The 19936-nt window shown below is 58.2% G+C and carries 16 protein-coding genes; 9 read left to right on the plus strand and 7 right to left on the minus strand.

Annotated features, from left to right (window positions below; translation table 11 throughout):
• The first annotated feature begins 69 nt into the window (after positions 1–69).
• The 8 genes from P4L78_RS00985 (at position 70) to P4L78_RS01020 (ending at position 8775) form a co-directional block, all read left to right on the plus strand.
• Positions 70–1782 carry an alpha/beta fold hydrolase gene (locus P4L78_RS00985; RefSeq protein WP_309326336.1) on the plus strand — a complete coding sequence of 571 codons (1713 nt, stop codon included), beginning with the start codon at positions 70–72 and terminating at the stop codon, positions 1780–1782.
• A 309-nt stretch (positions 1783–2091) separates the two neighbouring features.
• A complete protein-coding gene (gene tkt, locus P4L78_RS00990) occupies positions 2092–4095 on the plus strand; it encodes a transketolase (RefSeq protein ID WP_283150816.1) in 2004 nt (667 codons plus the stop codon).
• A 575-nt stretch (positions 4096–4670) separates the two neighbouring features.
• Positions 4671–4988 carry an energy transducer TonB gene (locus tag P4L78_RS00995; protein WP_309326339.1) on the plus strand — a complete coding sequence of 106 codons (318 nt, stop codon included), beginning with the start codon at positions 4671–4673 and terminating at the stop codon, positions 4986–4988.
• A 130-nt stretch (positions 4989–5118) separates the two neighbouring features.
• Positions 5119–5322, plus strand: a complete 204-nt coding sequence (thiS, locus tag P4L78_RS01000; RefSeq protein WP_283150814.1) for a sulfur carrier protein ThiS — start codon at positions 5119–5121, stop codon at positions 5320–5322.
• A 90-nt stretch (positions 5323–5412) separates the two neighbouring features.
• Positions 5413–6201 (plus strand): thiazole synthase, encoded by a 789-nt coding sequence (locus P4L78_RS01005; RefSeq protein WP_309326341.1) that lies wholly within the window; start codon positions 5413–5415, stop codon positions 6199–6201.
• On the plus strand, positions 6202–6663 hold the full coding sequence (locus P4L78_RS01010; protein WP_309326343.1) for a GNAT family N-acetyltransferase: 462 nt from the start codon (positions 6202–6204) through the stop codon (positions 6661–6663). It begins immediately after the preceding gene.
• Between the two features lie 118 nt (positions 6664–6781).
• A complete protein-coding gene (gene trmB, locus P4L78_RS01015) occupies positions 6782–7462 on the plus strand; it encodes a tRNA (guanosine(46)-N7)-methyltransferase TrmB (protein WP_309326345.1) in 681 nt (226 codons plus the stop codon).
• A gap of 104 nt (positions 7463–7566) precedes the next feature.
• Complete coding sequence (locus tag P4L78_RS01020; RefSeq protein ID WP_283150810.1) at positions 7567–8775, plus strand: flagella assembly protein FlgT middle domain-containing protein; 1209 nt, start codon at positions 7567–7569, stop codon at positions 8773–8775.
• 33 nt (positions 8776–8808) lie between these two features.
• Here P4L78_RS01020 and P4L78_RS01025 read toward each other — a convergent pair whose 3' ends face one another.
• The 5 genes from P4L78_RS01025 to P4L78_RS01045 all read right to left on the minus strand — a co-directional run bounded on the left by P4L78_RS01025 (position 8809) and on the right by P4L78_RS01045 (position 13432).
• Positions 8809–9567: a hypothetical protein gene (locus tag P4L78_RS01025; RefSeq protein WP_309326347.1), complete on the minus strand. Its 759-nt coding sequence runs from the start codon at positions 9565–9567 to the stop codon at positions 8809–8811.
• Complete coding sequence (locus P4L78_RS01030) at positions 9564–10325, minus strand: type III pantothenate kinase (RefSeq protein ID WP_283150808.1); 762 nt, start codon at positions 10323–10325, stop codon at positions 9564–9566. Before P4L78_RS01030 ends, P4L78_RS01025 begins: the two co-directional genes overlap by 4 nt.
• Positions 10326–10330: 5 nt before the next feature.
• Positions 10331–11287, minus strand: a complete 957-nt coding sequence (locus tag P4L78_RS01035; RefSeq protein WP_283150807.1) for a biotin--[acetyl-CoA-carboxylase] ligase — start codon at positions 11285–11287, stop codon at positions 10331–10333.
• A 199-nt stretch (positions 11288–11486) separates the two neighbouring features.
• Positions 11487–12032, minus strand: a complete 546-nt coding sequence (hslV, locus tag P4L78_RS01040; RefSeq protein WP_283150806.1) for an ATP-dependent protease subunit HslV — start codon at positions 12030–12032, stop codon at positions 11487–11489.
• Between the two features lie 95 nt (positions 12033–12127).
• Positions 12128–13432: an STAS domain-containing protein gene (locus tag P4L78_RS01045; RefSeq protein ID WP_309326350.1), complete on the minus strand. Its 1305-nt coding sequence runs from the start codon at positions 13430–13432 to the stop codon at positions 12128–12130.
• A gap of 478 nt (positions 13433–13910) precedes the next feature.
• Between P4L78_RS01045 and P4L78_RS01050 the strand changes: the two genes are divergently transcribed.
• On the plus strand, positions 13911–17597 hold the full coding sequence (locus P4L78_RS01050) for a DUF748 domain-containing protein (protein WP_309326352.1): 3687 nt from the start codon (positions 13911–13913) through the stop codon (positions 17595–17597).
• A gap of 402 nt (positions 17598–17999) precedes the next feature.
• On the opposite strand, the gene P4L78_RS01055 is transcribed toward P4L78_RS01050, so the two are convergent.
• Both P4L78_RS01055 and P4L78_RS01060 read right to left on the minus strand, forming a co-directional pair.
• Positions 18000–18830: a ferritin-like domain-containing protein gene (locus P4L78_RS01055; RefSeq protein ID WP_283150803.1), complete on the minus strand. Its 831-nt coding sequence runs from the start codon at positions 18828–18830 to the stop codon at positions 18000–18002.
• Positions 18831–18992: 162 nt separating this feature from the next.
• Positions 18993–19913 (minus strand): LysR family transcriptional regulator, encoded by a 921-nt coding sequence (locus P4L78_RS01060; protein ID WP_283150802.1) that lies wholly within the window; start codon positions 19911–19913, stop codon positions 18993–18995.
• Between the last annotated feature and the right edge of the window lie 23 nt (positions 19914–19936).

The following is a 19936-nucleotide window of genomic DNA, read 5'->3' on the forward strand; positions in this document are numbered from 1 at the left end:
CGGGCGGCGTTGAGTTTTGGTGCGCTGCAACGTAAGCTGGTCTGATCGGTTATCTGCCGGAGCCACTTCATGACCAACCGTTCCTTGCTACAAGAACAGACAGCCCGCCTGAGCGAACTGCAGCGCAATCTGCGCCAGGCATTTGACCCGTTCGGTTTACTGGCGACTACCTTCAAGGCGCAGCAGGCCTGGTTGACGCATCCTGCCGAGCTATCCAGTGCCTTGGCGTTCTGGGCGGACGATGCCCGGCAATGGGGCGACTACACCTGGCAGCGGTTCCTGGGACAGCCGGTTAGCGATATTTTTGCGCCAAACCCGGAAGACACCCGTTTTACCGCCGCGGAATGGGTTGAGTCGCCGTTTTGGGACGGCTTGAAAGAGTGGTATCTGTTCAACACCCGCTGGCTGCAAGACTCCCTGTTTGCCACGCCGGGCTTGAGCCAGGACGAGCGTAATCGCTCCGCGTTCTGGCTGCGGCAGTGGCTCAATGCCGTTGCCCCCAATAACTATTTCTTTCTGAACCCGGTTGCCATGGCCCGGGCCCTGGAAACGCATGGTGAGTCCCTGCAAAAAGGGCTGGAGAATCTGGCGCGCGATGCGCAGCGCGGCGAGATTTCCATGACCGATCCGGACGCTTTCAAAGTGGGTGAGAACCTGGCGCTGACGCCCGGCGCTGTGGTGCATCGCGGGCCGTTGCTGGAAGTCATCCACTACGATGCGGTGACGCCAGATGTGTACAAAGTGCCGCTGGTCATCATTCCGCCGTGGATCAACAAGTATTACGTGCTGGATCTGGATGCCAAAAAAAGCATGGTCAAATATCTGACCGAGCAAGGTTTTTCGGTGTTCATTGCCAGTTGGGTCAATCCGGGCGCGGATGCGGCCGAGGTCGGTTTTGATGAATACCTGAGCGAAGGGATTGATCAGATTGTTGAAGTGGCCAGGTCGATTTCTGGCAGCGAAACAGTTAACCTCACCGGTTACTGCATTGGCGGCACGCTGGTGGCGACTTATCTGGCATGGCTGGCCAAACGCGGCGAGGCGGGCAAGATTGCCAGTTCCACCTTGCTGACCTCGCTCACGGATTTCTCCAAACCCGGCGATATCGATATCTTTCTGGATGAACAAGGCTTGGCGTTTGTCGAGCGCACCATCGCGCAGAAGGGCTACCTGGATGGGCGCGAGATGGCGTCGAGCTTCAGAATGCTGCGCCCGAACAGCCTGGTGTGGAACTACTGGGTCAGCAACTATCTGCTGGGCGAAACACCCATGGCGTTCGACGTGTTGTACTGGAATATGGACACCACGCGCATGCCGCAGAAAATGCATTGCTACTATCTGCGTGAGTTCTACTTTCATAACAAATTGATCCAGCCCGATGCGCTGACCATCGCCGGTGAGCCGATTGATTTGTCCCGCATCGAAACGCCGTTGTTTATGGTCTCCACCGAGGAAGACCACATTGCCCCCTGGCAGCAAACCTGGAGCCTGACGCGCGTCGCCAAAGGTCCGCTGACGTTTACGTTATCCAGTTCCGGGCACATTCTGGGCATCGTTAACCCGCCGGTACCGACCTCGAAACGCAGTTTTCGCCAGGGTTCGGTGACTCGTGGTGAGGAAACCGACGACTGGCATGGTCGCCAGGAAAAGGTGGCCGGATCGTGGTGGCCGTCGTGGGCGCAATGGTTGCAACCCTTTAGCGGCAACCGGGTCAAACCGAAGCTTTCCAACCGGCAATACCCGAAAATCATGGCAGCGCCGGGGCAATACGTGCTCGATTGAGTGCTGGCGCGTTTTAGCAAACGGCAGTGCCTGGCACTGCCGGTTTTATTTGTGTTCGGCAGACGGATAGGCCGGATTTGGCCGTTCCGTTTAAAACGTAACGAGATTTGCTCTCGCTACGGGTTGTCCCCAGGGCTATGACTCGGGGATAATGTCGGCCAGTGCGAAGGCGCGGCCCTGAAGTCGCCAACAAAACCGCTTTGACCAGACCGTCTGGATAGAGCGATTTTGTGGACGACTTTGCGCCGTACCATCTCTGTTTCCCACACTTCGAACCACGTTTCGAATAATTTCGAGAGGATTTCTCATATGGCAACGCGTGCCGATCTCGCCAATGCCATCCGCGCCCTGGCGATGGATGCAGTTCAAAAAGCCAACTCCGGTCACCCCGGCATGCCTATGGGCATGGCAGAAATCGCGCTGGCTTTGTGGGGCGAAGGTAACTACCACCACAACCCGCAAAACCCGCATTGGGCTAACCGCGATCGCTTCATCCTCTCCAACGGCCACGGCTCCATGCTGCAGTACGCGCTGCTGCATCTGACCGGTTACAACCTGCCGATCGAACAACTCAAGCAATTCCGTCAGCTGCATAGCCAGACTCCGGGCCATCCGGAATACGGCTACACCGAAGGGATTGAAACCACCACTGGCCCGCTGGGTCAGGGTATCGCCAATGCAGTGGGTTTTGCGCTGGCTGAAAAACTGCTGGGTCAAGAATTCAACCGCCCGGGTTTTGACATCGTTGACCACCGTACCTGGGTATTCCTGGGCGACGGTTGCATGATGGAAGGCGTGAGCCACGAAGCATGTGCTCTGGCCGCAACATGGGGCCTGAACAAGCTCGTCGCCTTCTGGGACGATAACGGCATTTCCATCGACGGGCACACCGACAAGTGGTTCACCGAAGATATCCCTGGCCGTTTTGAAGCCTACGGCTGGCACGTGATTCGCCCAATCGACGGCCACAATGTGGACGCCGTGCTGGCCGCAATCGAAGAAGCCAAGGCGGAAACCCAACGCCCAACCCTGATCTGCTGCAAGACCGTGATCGGCAAGGGCTCGCCTAACAAAGCTGATAGCCACGACAGCCACGGCTCGCCGCTGGGTGATGCAGAAATCGCCGCGACTCGCGCTGCGATTGGCTGGAACCACGGTCCATTCGAAATCCCTGCTGATGTCTACGCTGGTTGGGACAAGAAAGCCGCTGGCGAGAAGTGGGAATCGGCATGGAACAGCCTGTACCGCGAATACAGCAAGACTCACCCGGAACTGGCTGCAGAGTTCGAGCGCCGCAACGCGCATCGTCTGCCAGCTGACTGGGCACAAGTAGTCAAGACTGCTGTGGCCGAAGCCAACAGCAAGGCTGAAACCATTGCGACTCGTAAAGCTTCGCAAAACGCACTGAACGCCTACACCCCGTCTCTGCCAGAATTCCTGGCTGGCTCGGCTGACTTGACTGGTTCCAACCTGACCAACGTCAAGACCAGCGTGACGCTGACTCGTGAAGCCGACAATTCGTTGTCCGGTAACTACATCAGCTATGGTGTGCGCGAATTCGGTATGAGCGCGATCATGAACGGTATCTTGCTGCACGGCGGCTATCGTCCATACGGCGCAACCTTCCTGATGTTCAGCGAGTACGCACGCAATGCACTGCGTATGGCTGCCCTGATGAAGATCCCGCAACTGTTCGTGTTTACGCATGACTCGATCGGTGTGGGCGAAGATGGTCCGACGCACCAACCGGTCGAACAAACATCGACCCTGCGTTACATCCCGAACATGAACGTATGGCGTCCGGCCGATACCGTGGAAAGCATGGTGGCGTGGGCTCACGCAATCGAAGAAACCAAGACACCTTCGACGCTGATCTTCACCCGTCAGAACCTGCAATTCCAGGCTCGTAACGACGAACAGATCGCCAATATCAACAAGGGCGGTTACGTCCTGCGCGATGCGGCTAACCCGAAGGTTGTGATCATTGCTACCGGTTCGGAACTCGATCTGGCGGTGAAGGCTCACGAAGCGCTGGCTGCTGAAGGCATCGCATCGCGCGTTGTTTCCATGCCATCGACCAACGTGTTCGACAAGCAAGACAAGGCTTACCAGGCTAGCGTGCTGCCAGCTGGCGTGCCGCGTCTGGCCATCGAAGTGGGTGTGTCCGACTTCTGGCGCAAGTACGTTGGCCTGGAAGGCGACGTGCTGGGTATGGATCGCTTTGGCGAATCCGCACCAGCTCCGCTGCTGTTCAAGGAATTTGGCTTCACCGTCGAGAACGCAGTGGCCAAGGCCAAGGCAATCATCAAGTAAGTGGCGGTCTGCCGGGTTTTACCCCGGTAGCGTCATCAGCAACGGGCACCTGCGGGTGCCCGTTTTGTTTGCTCCAGACGTTTATACTGACGCCCGTGAAGCCTTCCCGCCCCTCATCCCGTTATTTGCTGCTGGCGCTGATCATCGCGCTGGGCGCACACGGCTGCCTGTTGCTGTGGCGCGGAGTGATGGCGCGGCACGTTGCAGTACCGGAACAATTAACGGTGAGTTTGCGGCAGTCTTCGGTGACAACGGGTCAGAGTTCTGCGATAGCGCCAGCGCCGAGCCCGTCTGTAATGAAATCGGCCCCCAGCCTGAACCGCCCAGGTCAACAGACCGCGCCGCACAGCCGTCCTCTATCTCGTAGCCCGGATGAAGCGAAGCGAGAATCCGGGGTTGCCACCTCGAACCAAGCCTCCTTGCAGGCGATGGCAACAGCCTCGGCATCCCCCAATACGATATCGACAGCGAACTCTCCTCAAAGCCGTACCGCCGCTGCTTCCGCAAATACCGCTCCCTCCAGTGCTGGTTCAGCCCACTGCGACAGTGGCCAGGAGGCGAATTGCGCCCATACCGTGCCAGATTTGGCAGGCGCTACCAATGGCACAACCAGCGCCACCCAATCCATCCGCATTCTGCAAGCGCCCAAACCCATTACTCCTGAGTCCGCCCGCCAACGAGGCGAGGAGGGCGTTGTGATGCTGCGTATTCATGTCACTGCCCAAGGCGTGGCAGATGATGTCCGCGTGCAGCAATCCAGTGGTTCCAGACGGCTGGATGAAGCGGCCAGGACCACCGTGCAACAACAGTGGCGCTTCGCCCCGGCCGAACGCCATGGCATTAAAATCGCCGCCGAAACAATCCAGCAGATCGAGTTCCGTCTGAGCGATTGAATGCTGGTTACATGCGAGTAACCGGATAGCCCCGATTGTTTGATTTAATCAAATAACCGGTCGCCTAAACCGGCTGGCCTGATTTGCCGTGGTAAAATGCGCACTTTTCCGCTCTGCAACTTACAAGCCCATGCTCAAGCTTTCCATTAACGGCCAGCCTCGCGAATTTCCCGCGCCACTCACGGTAGCTGATCTGGTGCAGCATCTGGATTTGCTCGGCAAACGGGTAGCGATTGAGCGTAATGGCGAGATCGTGCCGCGCAGCACTTTTCCCGCGACCGCGTTGTCTGATGGCGACCAGCTGGAGATTGTGGTTGCGGTGGGTGGTGGTTGAGCAATGTCTATTTCACGTATGGCGGGTTGATATCCACCGGTGTGATCGTCTTTCCAGATTTCCTGTTTTCATTTCCCAAGAGGTTTCATCATGTCCGATGTATTTCAGATTGCCGGAAAAACCTATTCGTCACGCTTGTTGGTAGGCACCGGCAAATACAAGGACTTTGAAGAAACCCGGCTGGCGATTGAAGCCAGTGGCGCCGAGATTGTCACAGTAGCCATTCGCCGCGTGAACATTGGCCAGGACGCCAGCCAGCCGTCTTTACTGGATGCCGTACCGCCCTCGAATTACACCTATCTACCCAATACCGCCGGGTGTTACAGCGCGGACGATGCAGTGCGCACACTGCGCCTGGGTCGTGAACTGCTTGATGGTCACAACCTGGTCAAGCTGGAAGTGCTGGGCGATTCCACCACGCTGTACCCGAATGTGCGCGAAACCCTCAAGGCGGCAGAAGTGCTGGTCAAGGACGGGTTCGACGTCATGGTCTACACCTCGGACGACCCGATCATTGCCAAAGAACTGGAGCAGATTGGCTGCGTGGCGGTAATGCCGCTGGCGTCGTTGATCGGCTCGGGCATGGGGATTCTTAATCCGTGGAATCTGCGTCTCATCATTGAGAACGCCAAAGTGCCGGTGCTGGTCGATGCCGGTGTCGGCACTGCCAGCGATGCCGCGATTGCCATGGAACTGGGCTGCGACGGCATTCTGATGAACACAGCCATTGCTGGCGCGCGCGATCCGATCCGTATGGCACGGGCGATGAATCTGGCGGTGCAGGCCGGCCGCGATTCGTTCCTCGCTGGCCGCATGCCGCGCAAGCTGTACAGTGCTGATCCGTCCAGCCCGATCTCCGGCTTGATTGGCGCCAAGTAAATGGCGGGCACAGTGGTGAGTGTGCGTTATGCCTCGCTGGATGATCTCGACGCAGTGGCGCCGTTGTTCGATGCCTATCGGGTGTTTTACGAACTTCCATCCGATCTGACGCTCGCCCGCAATTATCTGGCGGAGCGCTTGGCCAAACTGCAAAGCGTGCTGCTGCTGGCCGAGATTGATGCCCAAGCTGCCGGTTTCATCCAGCTTTATCCCGGTTTTTGCTCGCTGGCTGCAGCGCCGTTCTGGACGTTGTACGACCTGTTCGTGGCAGAAACGGCGCGAGGGCACGGTATTGCCCGGCTGTTGATGGAAAAGGCCCGCCAGCACGGCGAGGCCACCGGCGCGGTGCGCATCGACCTCTCCACCGCCCACAGCAACACCACGGCGCAGGCTTTGTACGAGTCGCTGGGCTATGAAATGGACCAGACTTACCGTTACTACAGCCTGCCGCTGACCCGGTGATTCTGGCTAAAAGCCGCTGCAGGCTTTAACATGGCCGCCATTCATCGCTAGCAGCGCCGCACCAGTGTGCGGCGTTTTGTTTGCATCACCCGCATTACATCGAATTCAGGTTTTTGCTATGGACAACCCACATTACATGCGCCGTATCCGCAGCTTCGTGCTGCGCCAGGGGCATCTGTCTGCCGGTCAGGAACGTGCGCTGAACGACTTTGGCCCGCAATTCATGATCCCGTATGCTGCCGAGCCGCTCGATCTGGCCGCTGCTTTTGGTCGTGCCGCGCCGAAGATTCTGGAAATCGGCTTTGGCATGGGCCAGGCCACGGCGGAAATCGCCGCTGGTGCGCCAGAGAAAGATTTCCTCGGTTGCGAAGTGCATACGCCCGGCGTGGGCAGCTTGCTCAAACTGGTGGGCGAACAAAGCCTGACCAATCTGCGCATCGTGCAGCACGATGTGGTGGATGTGCTGGAACAGATGATCGCCCCCGCCGCGCTGGATGGCGTGCACGTGTTCTTCCCTGATCCGTGGCATAAGAAACGCCATAACAAGCGCCGCCTGATCCAGCCAGACTTCGTAAAGCTGCTGGTCAGCCGCATCAAGCAGGGCGGGTATATCCACCTGGCAACCGACTGGGAAGATTACGCGATCCAGATGCTGGAAGTGCTGAGCGCTGAACCGGCACTGGAAAGCACTGCCGACGGCTACGCGCCACGCCCGGATTATCGCCCGCTGACCAAGTTTGAGCAGCGCGGTATCCGCCTTGGGCATGGCGTGTGGGACTTGGTGTTTCGCGTGCGCTAAGCACGCACTGACGCCGCGCTTTCTCAAGTAACCGGGCGGGCCAGCCGAGTGTGTGATATCCATATATCATGTCTCGGTTAAATTGCTTTTTGCGGATATCACGCATGCCCTCCCGGTTTACTTTGCTTGGCCATTCTATCGCCGCTGTGGTTGTGGCGATGGTGCCGCACCTTACGTTGGCTGATACCACCCAACCTGCGGGATGGGTTAATCCGGGTATCCCCAAAAACAGCGCCAGCGTTGCTGCGACGAGTGCAGATGGCACCGTGGTGCCGGTAGTGACAGGGGACGAGATCGCCCCGCCGCGTTGCGCCGCCAACCCCTACAAACGCAAACTGCTGGTCACCCCATTCTGGGTGCGCCAACCATCGCAATCGCAGGATCTGCGCCAGCTGCAGTCCGGTTTGCAGCAGATTTTTCAGCAAAAATTCACCCGCGTGGGCGGCTGGTTAACCAGCGCCAGCAAAGGGGAAGTGCCATTTGATCTTGATCCGCGTTTCGATGCGCCGATCTTCTTGCCGGATCAAGTGCGGTTGCTGGGCCGGGAGTTTGGTACGCAACTGGTACTGGGTGGAATCGTTCAGGATATTTCCACCGAAGGCGAAACCTATCGCGCCACGCATGGCTCGGATGTGCGGCCCGGTGAGCGCAAGCTGGCACTGGACGGACCGATACTGGATTTCTTTGGTGCCGGCCTGAAAGCCACGCCATCGGCACGCCATGCCGATATCGAAATCTTTGTATTCGATACCGTATCTGGCGCAGTGGTGGCGCAACGGCGGGTGCAGACTGTGGTCTCTGGCGATATCCTGGCACGGGCATCGCAGCCGGTGGGCAGCGCCGGGTTCATGAGTAGCGACTTTGGCAAGGCGCTTGGCAGCGTAGCTGAGCAACTAGTTGCCGGGGCGCAGTCGGACGTGGCTTGTGTACCGTTTTCAGCACGCGTGACCAAGGTGGAAAACGGTTTGGCCTACGTGGATGCAGGCGCCATGAGCGGTTTGGTTGCCGGCGACCACTTGCAGTTTTATCGCGAAAAATATGGCATGCAGCCGATTTCCACGCCGGGTAGCAATCCCGGTATGGGCTTGGGTTTGCCGGAAACACGCGCCGGGATGGCGACTGTTGCTCAGGTGCAAACGCAATTCGCGGCAGTGACGGTCGATAAAGGTCAGGCGCAGCCGGGAGATTTTGTCCGGTTTGCGCCGAAACTGCTGAATGAGCAGAACCAGCCCGCGCCGCAACCAGAAATGGACAGCGAGCCAGCAGCTGTGCAATCCCAGTCCGGTGCCAAAGTCACCAAGTTCGAACCTTGAGTGGCAATGCGACCTGGAACCGCTCGCAGCTAATCAGCCGCAGCTGGCCGGTTCCAGTACCGTACCTTTGAGTTGAGCCGCCGCTTTGTTCAGGGTATCGCGCTGGCTGTCGGTAACCGACTTCAATACAAAACTGCTGTGGCGCAGGGAGTCATCCTTGTCGCGCAGAACGGCGGACTTCACGCCCTTGGCCCGCAATTCGTCCAGACGTCGTGCTCCGGCGTCATGGGTCGAATACACACCCAGCGAAATGGCGTTTTGCCACTTGCTGCCATTGTTGACCACGAAGTAATCATCAATTTGCAACTGGGCCAGCTGTTCAGCCTTGCGTTTGGCGCTTTCCAGATCAGGTTGCGGCGGAATGTATACCCACACCTTGGCATTGCTGCCCAGATTCTGTTCGGTGGCCACCAACTTGAGTGCCTTGATGCGCGCGCGCGCAATATCGGCTTGATCCCCGGTCAGCCCGGTCCAGCGCAAACACGCCTGCGGTGTATCGCTATTTTGCGCGAGCGGTTTCACCGTGGGCGTTGGGGTCGCGTCTGCGGCAACGGGCGTTGCCGTTGGTACTGCGGTTGGCGTCGGAGTAGCGGCGGCAACTTCTGCCGGCGCGCTGGCTGCTGCCGCAGAGGCCGCTTGCGAGGCGTAAGCTACGTTGCCGGTTACGATGTGGACTTTGTCCGCGTTGATCTCATGCGATGCGGTGCCTGCTGGCAGCGCGCTCGGGAGTGTTTTATTCAGCGCAAGAAAAGCGACATTGGCGACCAGCAGCACGGCGAGTATCCACTTCATGCGCTGGGCTCCGCCACATTGGGTTGATGGGTACTGAACGCCAGCGCCGCCAGACCATGCAGCACCAGGTTATCGACCAGCGTGTGCGGCATATCGAGATGTCCGGACAAACGCTCGGCATCGCCGCCGCTTAACAAAACGCGTGGTGCATCGGCGCGCATTTGCAGCCGGCGCAACATGGCTTGCACGCTCCCGGCCAGCGCGGTCAGGCAACCGGTTTCAATGGCGTCTTCGGTCGAGGTCGGATAATCGTGAAAATAGCCGTCGGCCAAAGGCAGGCGGGCGGTGCCCTGGTTAAGCGATTGTTTCATCAGCCGGTATCCGGGCTGGATGGTGCCGCCCAGGTAGAGCCCGTCGTCCGTGACCGCTTCAACCGTGAGCGCCGTACCTGCGCTGGCGACCACCAATGCTTGATCCGGATACAGGCTGCGGGCGCCTAATACCGCAGCCCAACGATCCGGCCCCTGCTGGGCCAGGTTGCGATAACGGTTTTCCACACCGAGCGCCTCACGGGTGACAGTCAGCCATTCAATCTCGATGTTCCACATGTCAAACGCTGCACGGCTCAGAAAATCGCGGATATGCGGAGTCCCGACAGAACAAGCCAACACACGCTTTGGCTGCTCAAGGGTGTAGAACAGGCTGTGCCAGGTTTCACTGGCTTGCGCGTCCACCTCGGTCAGCTCGCTCCAGGCGTCAGCGGCAGTGGCCTGGACCCATTTCAGGCGGGTGTTGCCCAGATCAATCAACAGATACATGAGTCTTAGCCCTGATTTGCGGCGAGGCGCAGGCTGACGTCGCCCGCGTGGATGATGAGTTCTTTATCGGCTGTTTCCAGGCGCAATGCGCCGTCGGCGGTCACGCCAGCGGCAATGCCTGCCTGGGTACTGCCATCCGGACCGGAAAGCGTGACTGGTAAACCTTGCCAGGCATGGCGGCTTTCCCATTGCTGGCGAAATTCGCTAAAGCCATTGCGGGCAAACCGTTCCAGCCCATGTTCCAGTTTTTCCAGTAAACGTGCCAGCAAATCATTGCGCGTTACGTTCAGGCCATGCTCCGTCAGACCGGTAGCCACCTGATTAACTTCAACGGCGGGCGGCAACAAATTAAGCCCGATACCGATCACCGCCCATGCCGGTCCCAGCGCATCGCCGGTCAGTTCGATCAGAATGCCGCCGGTTTTGGCGTTGCCGATCAATAAATCGTTCGGCCACTTCAGGGCGATATTGCCGACGCCGCATTCCGCCAGCGCTTCAGCCACGATACTGCCTACCGCTAGCGGCAGCCCGGCCAGCGTAGGCGCACCACCAGGAAATGACCAAGCCAGTGAAAACATCAAACTGGCACCCAGGCGACCTTGCCAGCGCCGCCCCAAACGTCCACGCCCGCTGTCTTGCCATTCTGCCGCCAGTGCCAGGCCGTGTGCCGGTGCCGCCAGCAATTGCCGGTTGGTCGAATCGGTACGGTCGGCCACCTCAACGTGCAATACGCCATTGCGGGGCAGTAGCCGCTGGATGACCTTGGTATCCAGCCAATCTACCGGCTCGGTGAGGCGATAGCCCACGCCGTGTTTGCGTTCCAGCGTAATGCCAAAGCCCTCGGCCTGGGCCAGTGCAGTGGATACGCTGGCGCGCGATAAATCCAGCGCCTCGGCAATGCGGGCACCAGAGACCCAGGTTTCGGCATTCAGATGCCGCAGGCAGGCGAGTGTATGGTTCATGCGCGGGATTTTAGCGCAGGCGGCTGCCAAAGTGAGCGCGGGCTGCAATTGGCAGGGGCATGCGGTGTTGTTTCTTCGCCCGAAGGAGCGAGTTTGTGTATTTGTGGCACACGGCTTGTGGCCAGTCTTGGCCACGGCAGGCGTTCGGACGTAAAAAAAGCAGGCATGGCCCGCTTTTTTTTGAGTAACCAGGCGCTATTTACCGGGGTTGCTCGAAGGTTTCCACCACGTGATTCTGATTGGTGTAAATGCAGATATCACCAGCGATTTCCAGCGCCTTTTTGACGATCACTGATGGCGGCAGATCGGTATGTTCCAGCAACGCTCTGGCCGCCGCTTGGGCATAAGCACCGCCAGACCCAATCGCTGCGATGCCTTGTTCTGGCTCAAGCACGTCGCCGTTGCCGGTAATTACCAGCGTGGCAGTTGGGTCGGCCACGATCAGCATGGCTTCCAGTCGGCGCAGCATGCGGTCGGTACGCCAGTCTTTGGCCAGTTCCACCGCAGCGCGGGTCAGGTTGCCCTGATGTTTTTCCAGCTTGGATTCAAAACGCTCGAACAAAGTGAACGCGTCGGCAGTGCCGCCAGCAAAACCGACAATGACCTTGTCGTTGTAAAGTTTGCGTACTTTACGTGCGGTGCCTTTGATCACCACGTTGCCCAGTGTGACCTGGCCATCTCCGCCCACGGCCACATCGCTACCGCGACGCACCGAGACGATCGTTGTTCCGTCAAATTGCTCCATGGGATTCTTTCCTGCAAACGTATGTTGCAATTGATGTGGGGGCGCAAGTGGCCCCGTTCAAGCGCAGGAGAGATTGTCGGGCAGGGAAGGGGGCGTCAGTTGCCGCTGATTTCGACCAGATCGCCAATGCCCATCAAGCGCAACATGCCGGCCACCAGCGGATTGGCTCCGGCCAGGCGTACCACCACGCCTTTTTGCACCAGCTCCATGGCCAGATTCAATAGCTGGCCAGCTGTTTCAAAGTCGACGCGGGTGACTTCACGGAAGTCCAGCACCGGGCGGCTCTGGCGATCTGCAAATTCACGAATGCCCTTCAGTTGTGCTGCGGCGCCTTGCAGTAGCGCGCCGGACAACAGCAGTCGATCTGGCGAATGCGTGGAAGGGGTAGGGGGCGCTGCGGCTGCTTTGCTGCTTGCTGGTGCGCCTTTGGCTGGCGCGGTAAATACCAGCGAGCCATCCCACGATGGCGGCGACACTTCATAGGTCACCGCGTAATCGATGGCGATATTTTCAAACGCATCCTGATTGCCGCTGGCCTGGGTTGTTTCCAGCAACAATAGCCAATAAGGCGCTTCGGCCGGGGCAACGCGACCGGGTTCGATCTTGCTGCCCAGCAGTTTGATCATGCTGTCAGCGCCAATCACCTGCACCACGCTGCCCAGCTTGCGTACGCTTTGCCAGCCAAACAACAGTTCCGCTGCGGCCATACTGTCGATGCCTGACACCTTGCTCATATCCAGGCGCACAGGCGTACCGGATTTACACGTGGTGACCAGCTTGTCGACTTCACGTGAGGTGTTGTCGCCATTCAGTTGTGCCGGCAGCGAGATATATCCGGCCGTACCAATTGCGGCGGCATCTGCGGCGGCCGCGGCAGCAGTATTGGCCGCCAGTTCACGCCACAGCGGCGGCGTGGATTCGAATTCAACCACGTACAACAGCGCCAGATCGTCAAAGTCAGCATGCTTGCCCAGCTGTTGATACAGCTCGAACAGCATCGACCAGGTTTCGATGCGGCGCTGGCCGGTGATGCCAGGAATAGCGGCGCGCAAACTGGTGGCAGCCGCAGCAGTCTGGCCATTGGCGTACAACACAACTGCTTCTTCTTCGGCTTCAGTCAGATTGGTACTGCCGTCTTCGACTTCGATGGTCAGTTCTTGCAGGTTATAGCTGGATGGCTCAGCGGCTACCGGCTTGCTGGCAGCGGCAGGAGCGGGCGACTTGGCCGGAGAAACAGTGGGCACATCGGGTTTGGCGGCTGTAACTGCAGGCGCTGCGGCAGTGGCAGCACGTGCTGGGGCGGGCGCCGCGGCTGGCGCACGCGGGGCAGTAACCGGACCGCTGGTTTGCGGTTCTGGTTTGCCATCACCCTCTTTTTTCTTGAAAAACGAAAAAACCACGTTATTTACCCGGGTTCAAATTCATAAGCCTGACCACCGCAGCTCAGGGGTGATCAAGTGAAATAAAGCACGGCGTCATAGCTCATGGGCGCAGATAATGTTCGCTGCGCGCCAGGCGACATGCCCGGTTTAAAGCTATAAGGTCGAATCGTAAATGTTGTAAAACATTCTGATTTATACCCCGATTCTAAGCGCTAAGCCGGTCCAGCGGGAAGCCAGGTTGATCCCGAAGCGTCGGCGGCGACCAATTGTTTTGTATCTGCTTAACGTATTTGGGTCTGCTCTGCCTTCCTTGAAATATTCAAGATAGATACGTGAAAGCGAATGTCTTTGCCATGGCCTTTGCGTGCTGCGCAGACGTTGTTGTCAGCATTGATTGCACCTATACACTATCTATATACGCAAGCCAGGCAATTGCAGATGCCTGTTTACTCACAATAGCGCTATTTGTCTGTTTTACCTTCTACGGAACGTCTGAATGCCCCGTTTGCGTGCTTGGTTAGTTGGTTTCATTCGCACACCTGGCCGCCTGGCCCGCTGGTTGACTGGTTTGGCGGTGTTGCTGGTGCTTGTCGCAATCGGCGGATTTTTGTTGCTGCCCTGGCTGGCCCGGCCGCAACTGGAAAAAGCGCTAACCCAGGCATTGCATCGCCCCACCACCATTGCCGCCATGGGCTTCAACCCGTTCACCCTGCAAGCGCATATAGACGGTTTGCAGGTGCGTGAAGCGGGCAAAACCGTGCTTTCAGCCAAGAGCGTGGTCGCCAATCTCGATCTGGCCTCAATCTGGCGCCGCGGCCCGGTGCTGAGCGCGCTGACCCTGGATACACCCTACTTGCTGCTGCAGCGGCAAACTGCGCATCGCTACAACTGGTCGGATTTGCTCGATCAGCCTGCCAGCAAGCCCAAAACGGACAATACACTGCCACGCTTTGCGCTTTACAACATCCAGCTTCTGGGTGGGCGTATCGATTTTGATGACCAGGTGGTTAAACAGAAAACGGCAATCACCGGTATCGAGCTGGGCGTGCCGTTTATTTCCAGCTTGCCGGGCTTTGTCGATACCGTGGTCGAGCCGCATCTGGCATTCAAATTGAATGGCTCGCCGTTTGATCTGCATGGCAAAACCACGCCGTTTGAAAACACCCGGCAGACCACGGTTGATCTCAAAGTAACCGGACTGGATTTGCCGCAATACATGCAATATGTGCCGCTGGAATTGGGTATCAAACTGCCTGCGGCCAAGTTCGATAGCCAGTTGCAGCTGGTGTTCCGGCAAGAGCATGACCAGCCGCAACTGCGCCTGACCGGCTCGGCCGCGCTGCGCGATGTGCAGCTGATCGATGATGCCGGCGCGCCGTTATTTGGAGTGACCAGGCTGCAAATCACACTGGCGGATGTGCGTCCGCTGGCGGGCGTTTACCATTTGCAGAACGTAGAAAGCGATGGGCTGCATCTGGCCGTAACGCGTGACGACGCGGGTAACCTGAACTTCATCAAGGCATTACAGAACAAACCAGCAAGCACGGCGGCGCCCGCCAAGGCAGCGGCAAGCGCTGCGGCGGCAAAAGAACAACCGTCGGCAACGCCCGATGTAGCGATTGCGCAGATCAATCTGCGTAAATCCCGTGTGGACTTGCGTGATGAAACCGTGAAACCGGCCTTTGTCACGGTGTTTGATCCGCTCGATATCACGCTGCAGCGCTTTACTTTGCCCGGTAAAACCGCAGCCACGCTGGACATCGCCGCCGCTACTCCGGCGGGTGAAAAAATCACCCAGCAGGGCACGTTTACGCTGCAACCGTTGGTGCTGGACGGCAATATCAAACTCGCGGCCCTGGCACTGCCGCAATATCAGCCCTACGCAACGCCCCGGCTGAATGCGGCAATTACCGGCGGCACGCTCGATTTTGCCAGCCAGTATCACTATGCCGCCGACACCGGTCTCAAGCTCAGTGCGGTCAATAGCAGCTTCAATAACTTCCAGTTCAAGCTCAACAACAGCAAGGAAGGCCAGTTGCAGATTGGCAAACTGGCTATTGCCGATGCGTCGCTGGACTTTGACAACGCCCGCTATCAACTGGGCCGGGTAACGCTGGCCGATGCCAATATCGGCGCGGCACGCGGGCTCGACGGGCTGATCGACTGGGGCGGGATAACCAAAGCGCAGGCCGCAGACGCGCACGTGGGGCGACCGGTCGCTGCTGCGGTCGCAGAGCTTAAGCCCCCGCATGTTGCCGCCAGCGCGGTAAACATTGATAACCTGGGCATGCGGTTTGTTGATCACCAATTACCCAAGTTACCGCCGGTGGTAATCAAAAGCCTGAAGCTGGAAACCGGCCCGGTGGAATGGCCTTCCGCTACGCCTGCGCAGTTCAGCCTGCTGGCGCTGGGCGGGAAAGGCGGCCGTTATGAAGTCTCCGGGGCGGTTGCCAACTCTCCGGCCTCGGGCAAGATCAAACTCAATTTGCAGAATCTGGATGTGGGTTATGGCCAGGCGTATTACTCGCGCTGGTTGAACGTTACCGTGCCCAGCATTCACGTCTCGGCCAAGGGGGACCTGGTATTCGGCACAGCGCCCAAATTTACCGGCAGTTATCGCGGTAGTGTCCGGGTAGATGATCTGTACTCGCTGGATAAAATTACGGGCGAGGACTTCCTAAAATTCAAGCGACTGGATGTGAGCGGTATTGATGCCCGCTTTGAACCATTGCGGGTCAACGTCAACACCGTGTCGCTGCAAGACTTTTACTCGCGGCTGGTGTTGTACCCGGATGGTCATTTGAACCTGGCCGACATTGTTGTCAAAGAGGGCAATGCTGATCGCCGTGGCAAGCAGGTCTCGCTGACCAGCGCCTCGGCCCCGGCCAGCGCGGCGGTCAGCGCTACGCCTGTGCCCACTCCGGCGCCCAAGCCTGGTGCAGTGGCTTCGGCCCCGGTGAGTGCTCCGGCCAAGCCGTTGCCGCCCATCAGTATCGGCACCATCAAACTGGCGGGCGGCAATATCAATTACACCGATGACTTTGTTAAGCCGAATTACACTGCCAATCTGACCGATATGGGCGGCACCATCACCGGTTTGTCTTCGGCTGAAACCGCCCGCGCTGCACTGGATATCAAAGGAAGCGTGGACCATATCGCACCCGTTGCGGTCAGTGGCCAGCTTAATCCACTGGCGCAGCAATTGTTCCTGGATATCAATGCTTCGGTGAAGGGGTACGAACTGGCAGCAGCCTCAACCTATTCGGCCAAATACGCCGGATATGGCATCCAGAAAGGCAAGCTGTCCATGGATGTGCACTATCAAATCGAAAACCGCAAATTGCTGGCGCAAAACAAGGTAAGTCTGGATCAGCTGACGCTGGGTGATAAAACCGATAGCCCGGATGCCACCAAATTGCCGGTGAAACTGGCTTTGTCGTTGCTAACTGACCGCAACGGCCAGATCAATCTGGACCTGCCCATCGCCGGTTCGCTGGACGATCCGCAATTCAGCGTGGGCGGTTTGATCATCAAGGTCATCGTCAACCTGCTGGAGAAAGCCATTACCGCGCCGTTTGATCTGCTGGCATCGGCCTTTGGCGGCGGCCCGCAGTTCTCTTACGCCGCCTTTGCTCCCGGTTCGGCGGTGCTGGATACCGCCACACAAGAAAGCTTGAGCAAGCTGACTACTGCGCTGAATGACCGTCCTGCCATCAAGCTGGAAATCAGTGGCTGGGCCGATCCTGCGGTAGACCAAACGGGTTTGCGCAAAGAAATGGTCTTGTCGCGCATGAAGGCAATCAAAGCGAAGCAACTGGTGGAACACGGCGAATCGGTGGCCGATGAAACCGCGCTGGAGATCACGCCCGAGGAATATCCGAAGTTGCTGGAAGTGGTCTACAAGCAGGCCAAATTCCCCAACAAACCGACCAATCTGATCGGGATGAACAAGTCGCTGCCACCTGCGGAGATGGAGAAACTGTTACTGGCCAATTTGCCGGCCGGGGAGAACGAACTGCGTGCGCTGGCCAACCAGCGGGCGTTGGTGGTGAAGAGCTTCCTGGAAAGCAAAGGTGTGGATGTTGCGCGGGTTTACGTCACCCAGCCACGAATTGATGCAGGCGGCGGCGCGGCGGCCAAAGATGGCGGCCCGACAACGCGGGCGGCGTTCAAGTTGGGCTAACGGTGCTTTATGGTTGATGTCTATGCAGGTTGTAGCGGGGAAGTGAACCGTCTGTTTGCCTGTTACCTCTGCGCGCCTCCGGCATTCCCTCGGTCGGCGTGGTGAGCAAAGAGGCAGAGTCAGGAGTAACAGCAATAGTGGCTCCCCTCTTTTTCAAAGAGGGGTTAGGGGAGATTGGGTTTTGGGTGGACCGGGCCGCAGCGGTTAATCCCTCATTGCAGCCATCTTCCCCAGCCCCTCTTCCAAAAGAGGGGAGCTAAAAGCAACCGTCACAGCCCCCGCAGCAATCCGTTGCACACCAATCACATCATCATTTCCGATCTCGGCGGTCCGCTTGGCGGGAATCCAGGGCAAGGTGGGGATGATCGGTAATCGCAACAACAACCAAGTCCAGACCCCAACCTACAATGGCATCCGCAAAAACAACTGCGTGGCGCCCTGCAACGGCCACTGCAACGCCTTCTGCATATTTGGCCCCAGCAATAACGGTTTGAGCAGCATCTTGATGGTCATATCTACCGGCAGGTTGCGCCGGATCAGACCGCTGACCTCGTTGTTGATCCGCTGGCGATGAAAGTCAGACGCGGTGGGATTGTGGTGGGTGAGGGTGTGGCGCAAGGCAATCTCGGCATCGCTGTTGCGCAGTTCCAGCAAGCGGCGGGCCAGGGTGGTGAAGGTTTTGAAGCGGCTTAAATGTTGTGCTTCGCGGTAGCGCAAAAAGTAGTGATAAAAGTGTTTGTAGTGGGTCACTTCATCACGGCGGATGTGATCGGTGATCTCGCGCAGCACCGGCTCATCGGTGCAGGTGTTGATGGCGCGATACAGGCTGGAGGTGCCGGTTTCCACAACGCAACGTGCGGCCAATTCCTGGGCCTTGGTCGGTTCGAGTTCTTCAGCCACGCACAGCGCCGCGTATTCCTCGAAGAAATCGTTAAACGCGGCCTGCCACGGAAAATCTGGCCAGACGTGCTGCACGTAGCAACGCAATGCGCGCCCATGCTGCATTTCTTCTTGTTCCCAGTGATTGCTAAGCCAGGCGGCGACTTCCGCGTCGTCGGCAAAAAAATCCACCAAGTTGCTGGTATACAAATCTGCGCCACTTTCAATAAACGATGACGCCACCAGTAGATAGAACAAGGTTTCGTTGTCTTTGATACGGCTGAAATCAACCCGAGTCAGGTCGACATTATCAAATTGCCAGGACAGTGCTGCTGCTTGAGCGACGGGTGCCATGGGCCTTCTCCTTGGTGTGGCGGCGACGCGCTGCATCGCTATCCGCGGTTGGGCTATAAGTAAGCAACGTTGTTCCCGCACTGCGGGATGACACCCTTGTTTTAATTGAGAAAGCGTAGTTTTGCGTAGTCGATTTCCAGACAAATATTACCCGGCGCATTCCTACAGCAGCGTTACTCCCGGCAGTTCGCTGGCGCTGACATCACGCACAATCGCCACAAACTCCTGCAGATACGCCACCTGTGCACGTTCCGACGCCACCACTGCGTACAACTCGCTGGTCAAACCGGTTTCGGTAATGGGCTTGGCCACCACATACCCGCGCTCCAGATAATGCTGCACGCTCCAGTGTGGCAGCGCAGCAATGCCACGCTTGCTGGCCACCAGTTGCAGCATCGCCACGGTGAGCTCGGTGGTACGGCGCAGCGGGTTCACTCCCGCCGGGCGCAGCACTTTGCGGATCAGATCCAGCATGTCGTCCGGCACCGGATAGGTGATCAGCGTTTCATCGGCAAAGTCGATTGCATCCAGCCATGGCTTGGCGGCCAGTGGGTGATCGCGCGCGACCAGCCCGACCATTTCGCTCACAAACAGCGGCAAGTGTGTGACGCGCGGTTCGGTTTCGAGTTCGGACACAATTGCAAGGTCAGCGCGGTCTTCAAAAATCAGCCCGACCGGATCGGCATGAAAGCCGGAGACGATATCGAGTTCGACTTCTGGCCAGCGCTCGCGAAAGGTGTCCATCGCCGGCATCAGCCAGTCAAAACAGGTATGGCATTCCACCGCAATGCGCAGTTGCCCAGCCTCACCCTCGCGCAATTTGGCGATGTCGCGCTCGGCGGCGTTGATTTGCGGCATCACGCTTTGCGCCAGCAACAACAACTTTTCGCCTGCCGGAGTAAACGCCAACGTACTGCCTTTGCGCGTCAACAGTGGCACGCCGTAATGGTCTTCCAGCAAGCGCAACTGGTGCGAAACGGCCGATTGCGTCAGATGTAAACGCTCCGCTGCGCGGGTAATGCTTTTGTTTTCCTGGATCGCAGCCAGGGTTTTGAGGTGCCGTAACTCAAGTAAAGATTGCATTGTGGCCTCTCATGATTACTGCT

This window comes from Silvimonas sp. (assembly GCF_031291215.1).
In the GTDB taxonomy this organism is placed as follows: domain Bacteria; phylum Pseudomonadota; class Gammaproteobacteria; order Burkholderiales; family Chitinibacteraceae; genus Silvimonas; species Silvimonas soli.

What these genes read in the sequence shown, in the direction of transcription:
- P4L78_RS00985 (WP_309326336.1), top strand. Translation starts at nt 70, where the DNA reads ATGACCAACCGTTCCTTGCTACAAGAACAGACAGCCCGCCTGAGCGAA.
- tkt (WP_283150816.1), top strand. Translation starts at nt 2,092, where the DNA reads ATGGCAACGCGTGCCGATCTCGCCAATGCCATCCGCGCCCTGGCGATG.
- thiS (WP_283150814.1), top strand. Translation starts at nt 5,119, where the DNA reads ATGCTCAAGCTTTCCATTAACGGCCAGCCTCGCGAATTTCCCGCGCCA.
- P4L78_RS01005 (WP_309326341.1), top strand. Translation starts at nt 5,413, where the DNA reads ATGTCCGATGTATTTCAGATTGCCGGAAAAACCTATTCGTCACGCTTG.
- P4L78_RS01010 (WP_309326343.1), top strand. Translation starts at nt 6,202, where the DNA reads ATGGCGGGCACAGTGGTGAGTGTGCGTTATGCCTCGCTGGATGATCTC.
- trmB (WP_309326345.1), top strand. Translation starts at nt 6,782, where the DNA reads ATGGACAACCCACATTACATGCGCCGTATCCGCAGCTTCGTGCTGCGC.
- P4L78_RS01020 (WP_283150810.1), top strand. Translation starts at nt 7,567, where the DNA reads ATGCCCTCCCGGTTTACTTTGCTTGGCCATTCTATCGCCGCTGTGGTT.
- P4L78_RS01025 (WP_309326347.1), bottom strand. Translation starts at nt 9,567, where the DNA reads ATGAAGTGGATACTCGCCGTGCTGCTGGTCGCCAATGTCGCTTTTCTT.
- P4L78_RS01030 (WP_283150808.1), bottom strand. Translation starts at nt 10,325, where the DNA reads ATGTATCTGTTGATTGATCTGGGCAACACCCGCCTGAAATGGGTCCAG.
- P4L78_RS01035 (WP_283150807.1), bottom strand. Translation starts at nt 11,287, where the DNA reads ATGAACCATACACTCGCCTGCCTGCGGCATCTGAATGCCGAAACCTGG.
- hslV (WP_283150806.1), bottom strand. Translation starts at nt 12,032, where the DNA reads ATGGAGCAATTTGACGGAACAACGATCGTCTCGGTGCGTCGCGGTAGC.
- P4L78_RS01050 (WP_309326352.1), top strand. Translation starts at nt 13,911, where the DNA reads ATGCCCCGTTTGCGTGCTTGGTTAGTTGGTTTCATTCGCACACCTGGC.
- P4L78_RS01055 (WP_283150803.1), bottom strand. Translation starts at nt 18,830, where the DNA reads ATGGCACCCGTCGCTCAAGCAGCAGCACTGTCCTGGCAATTTGATAAT.
- P4L78_RS01060 (WP_283150802.1), bottom strand. Translation starts at nt 19,913, where the DNA reads ATGCAATCTTTACTTGAGTTACGGCACCTCAAAACCCTGGCTGCGATC.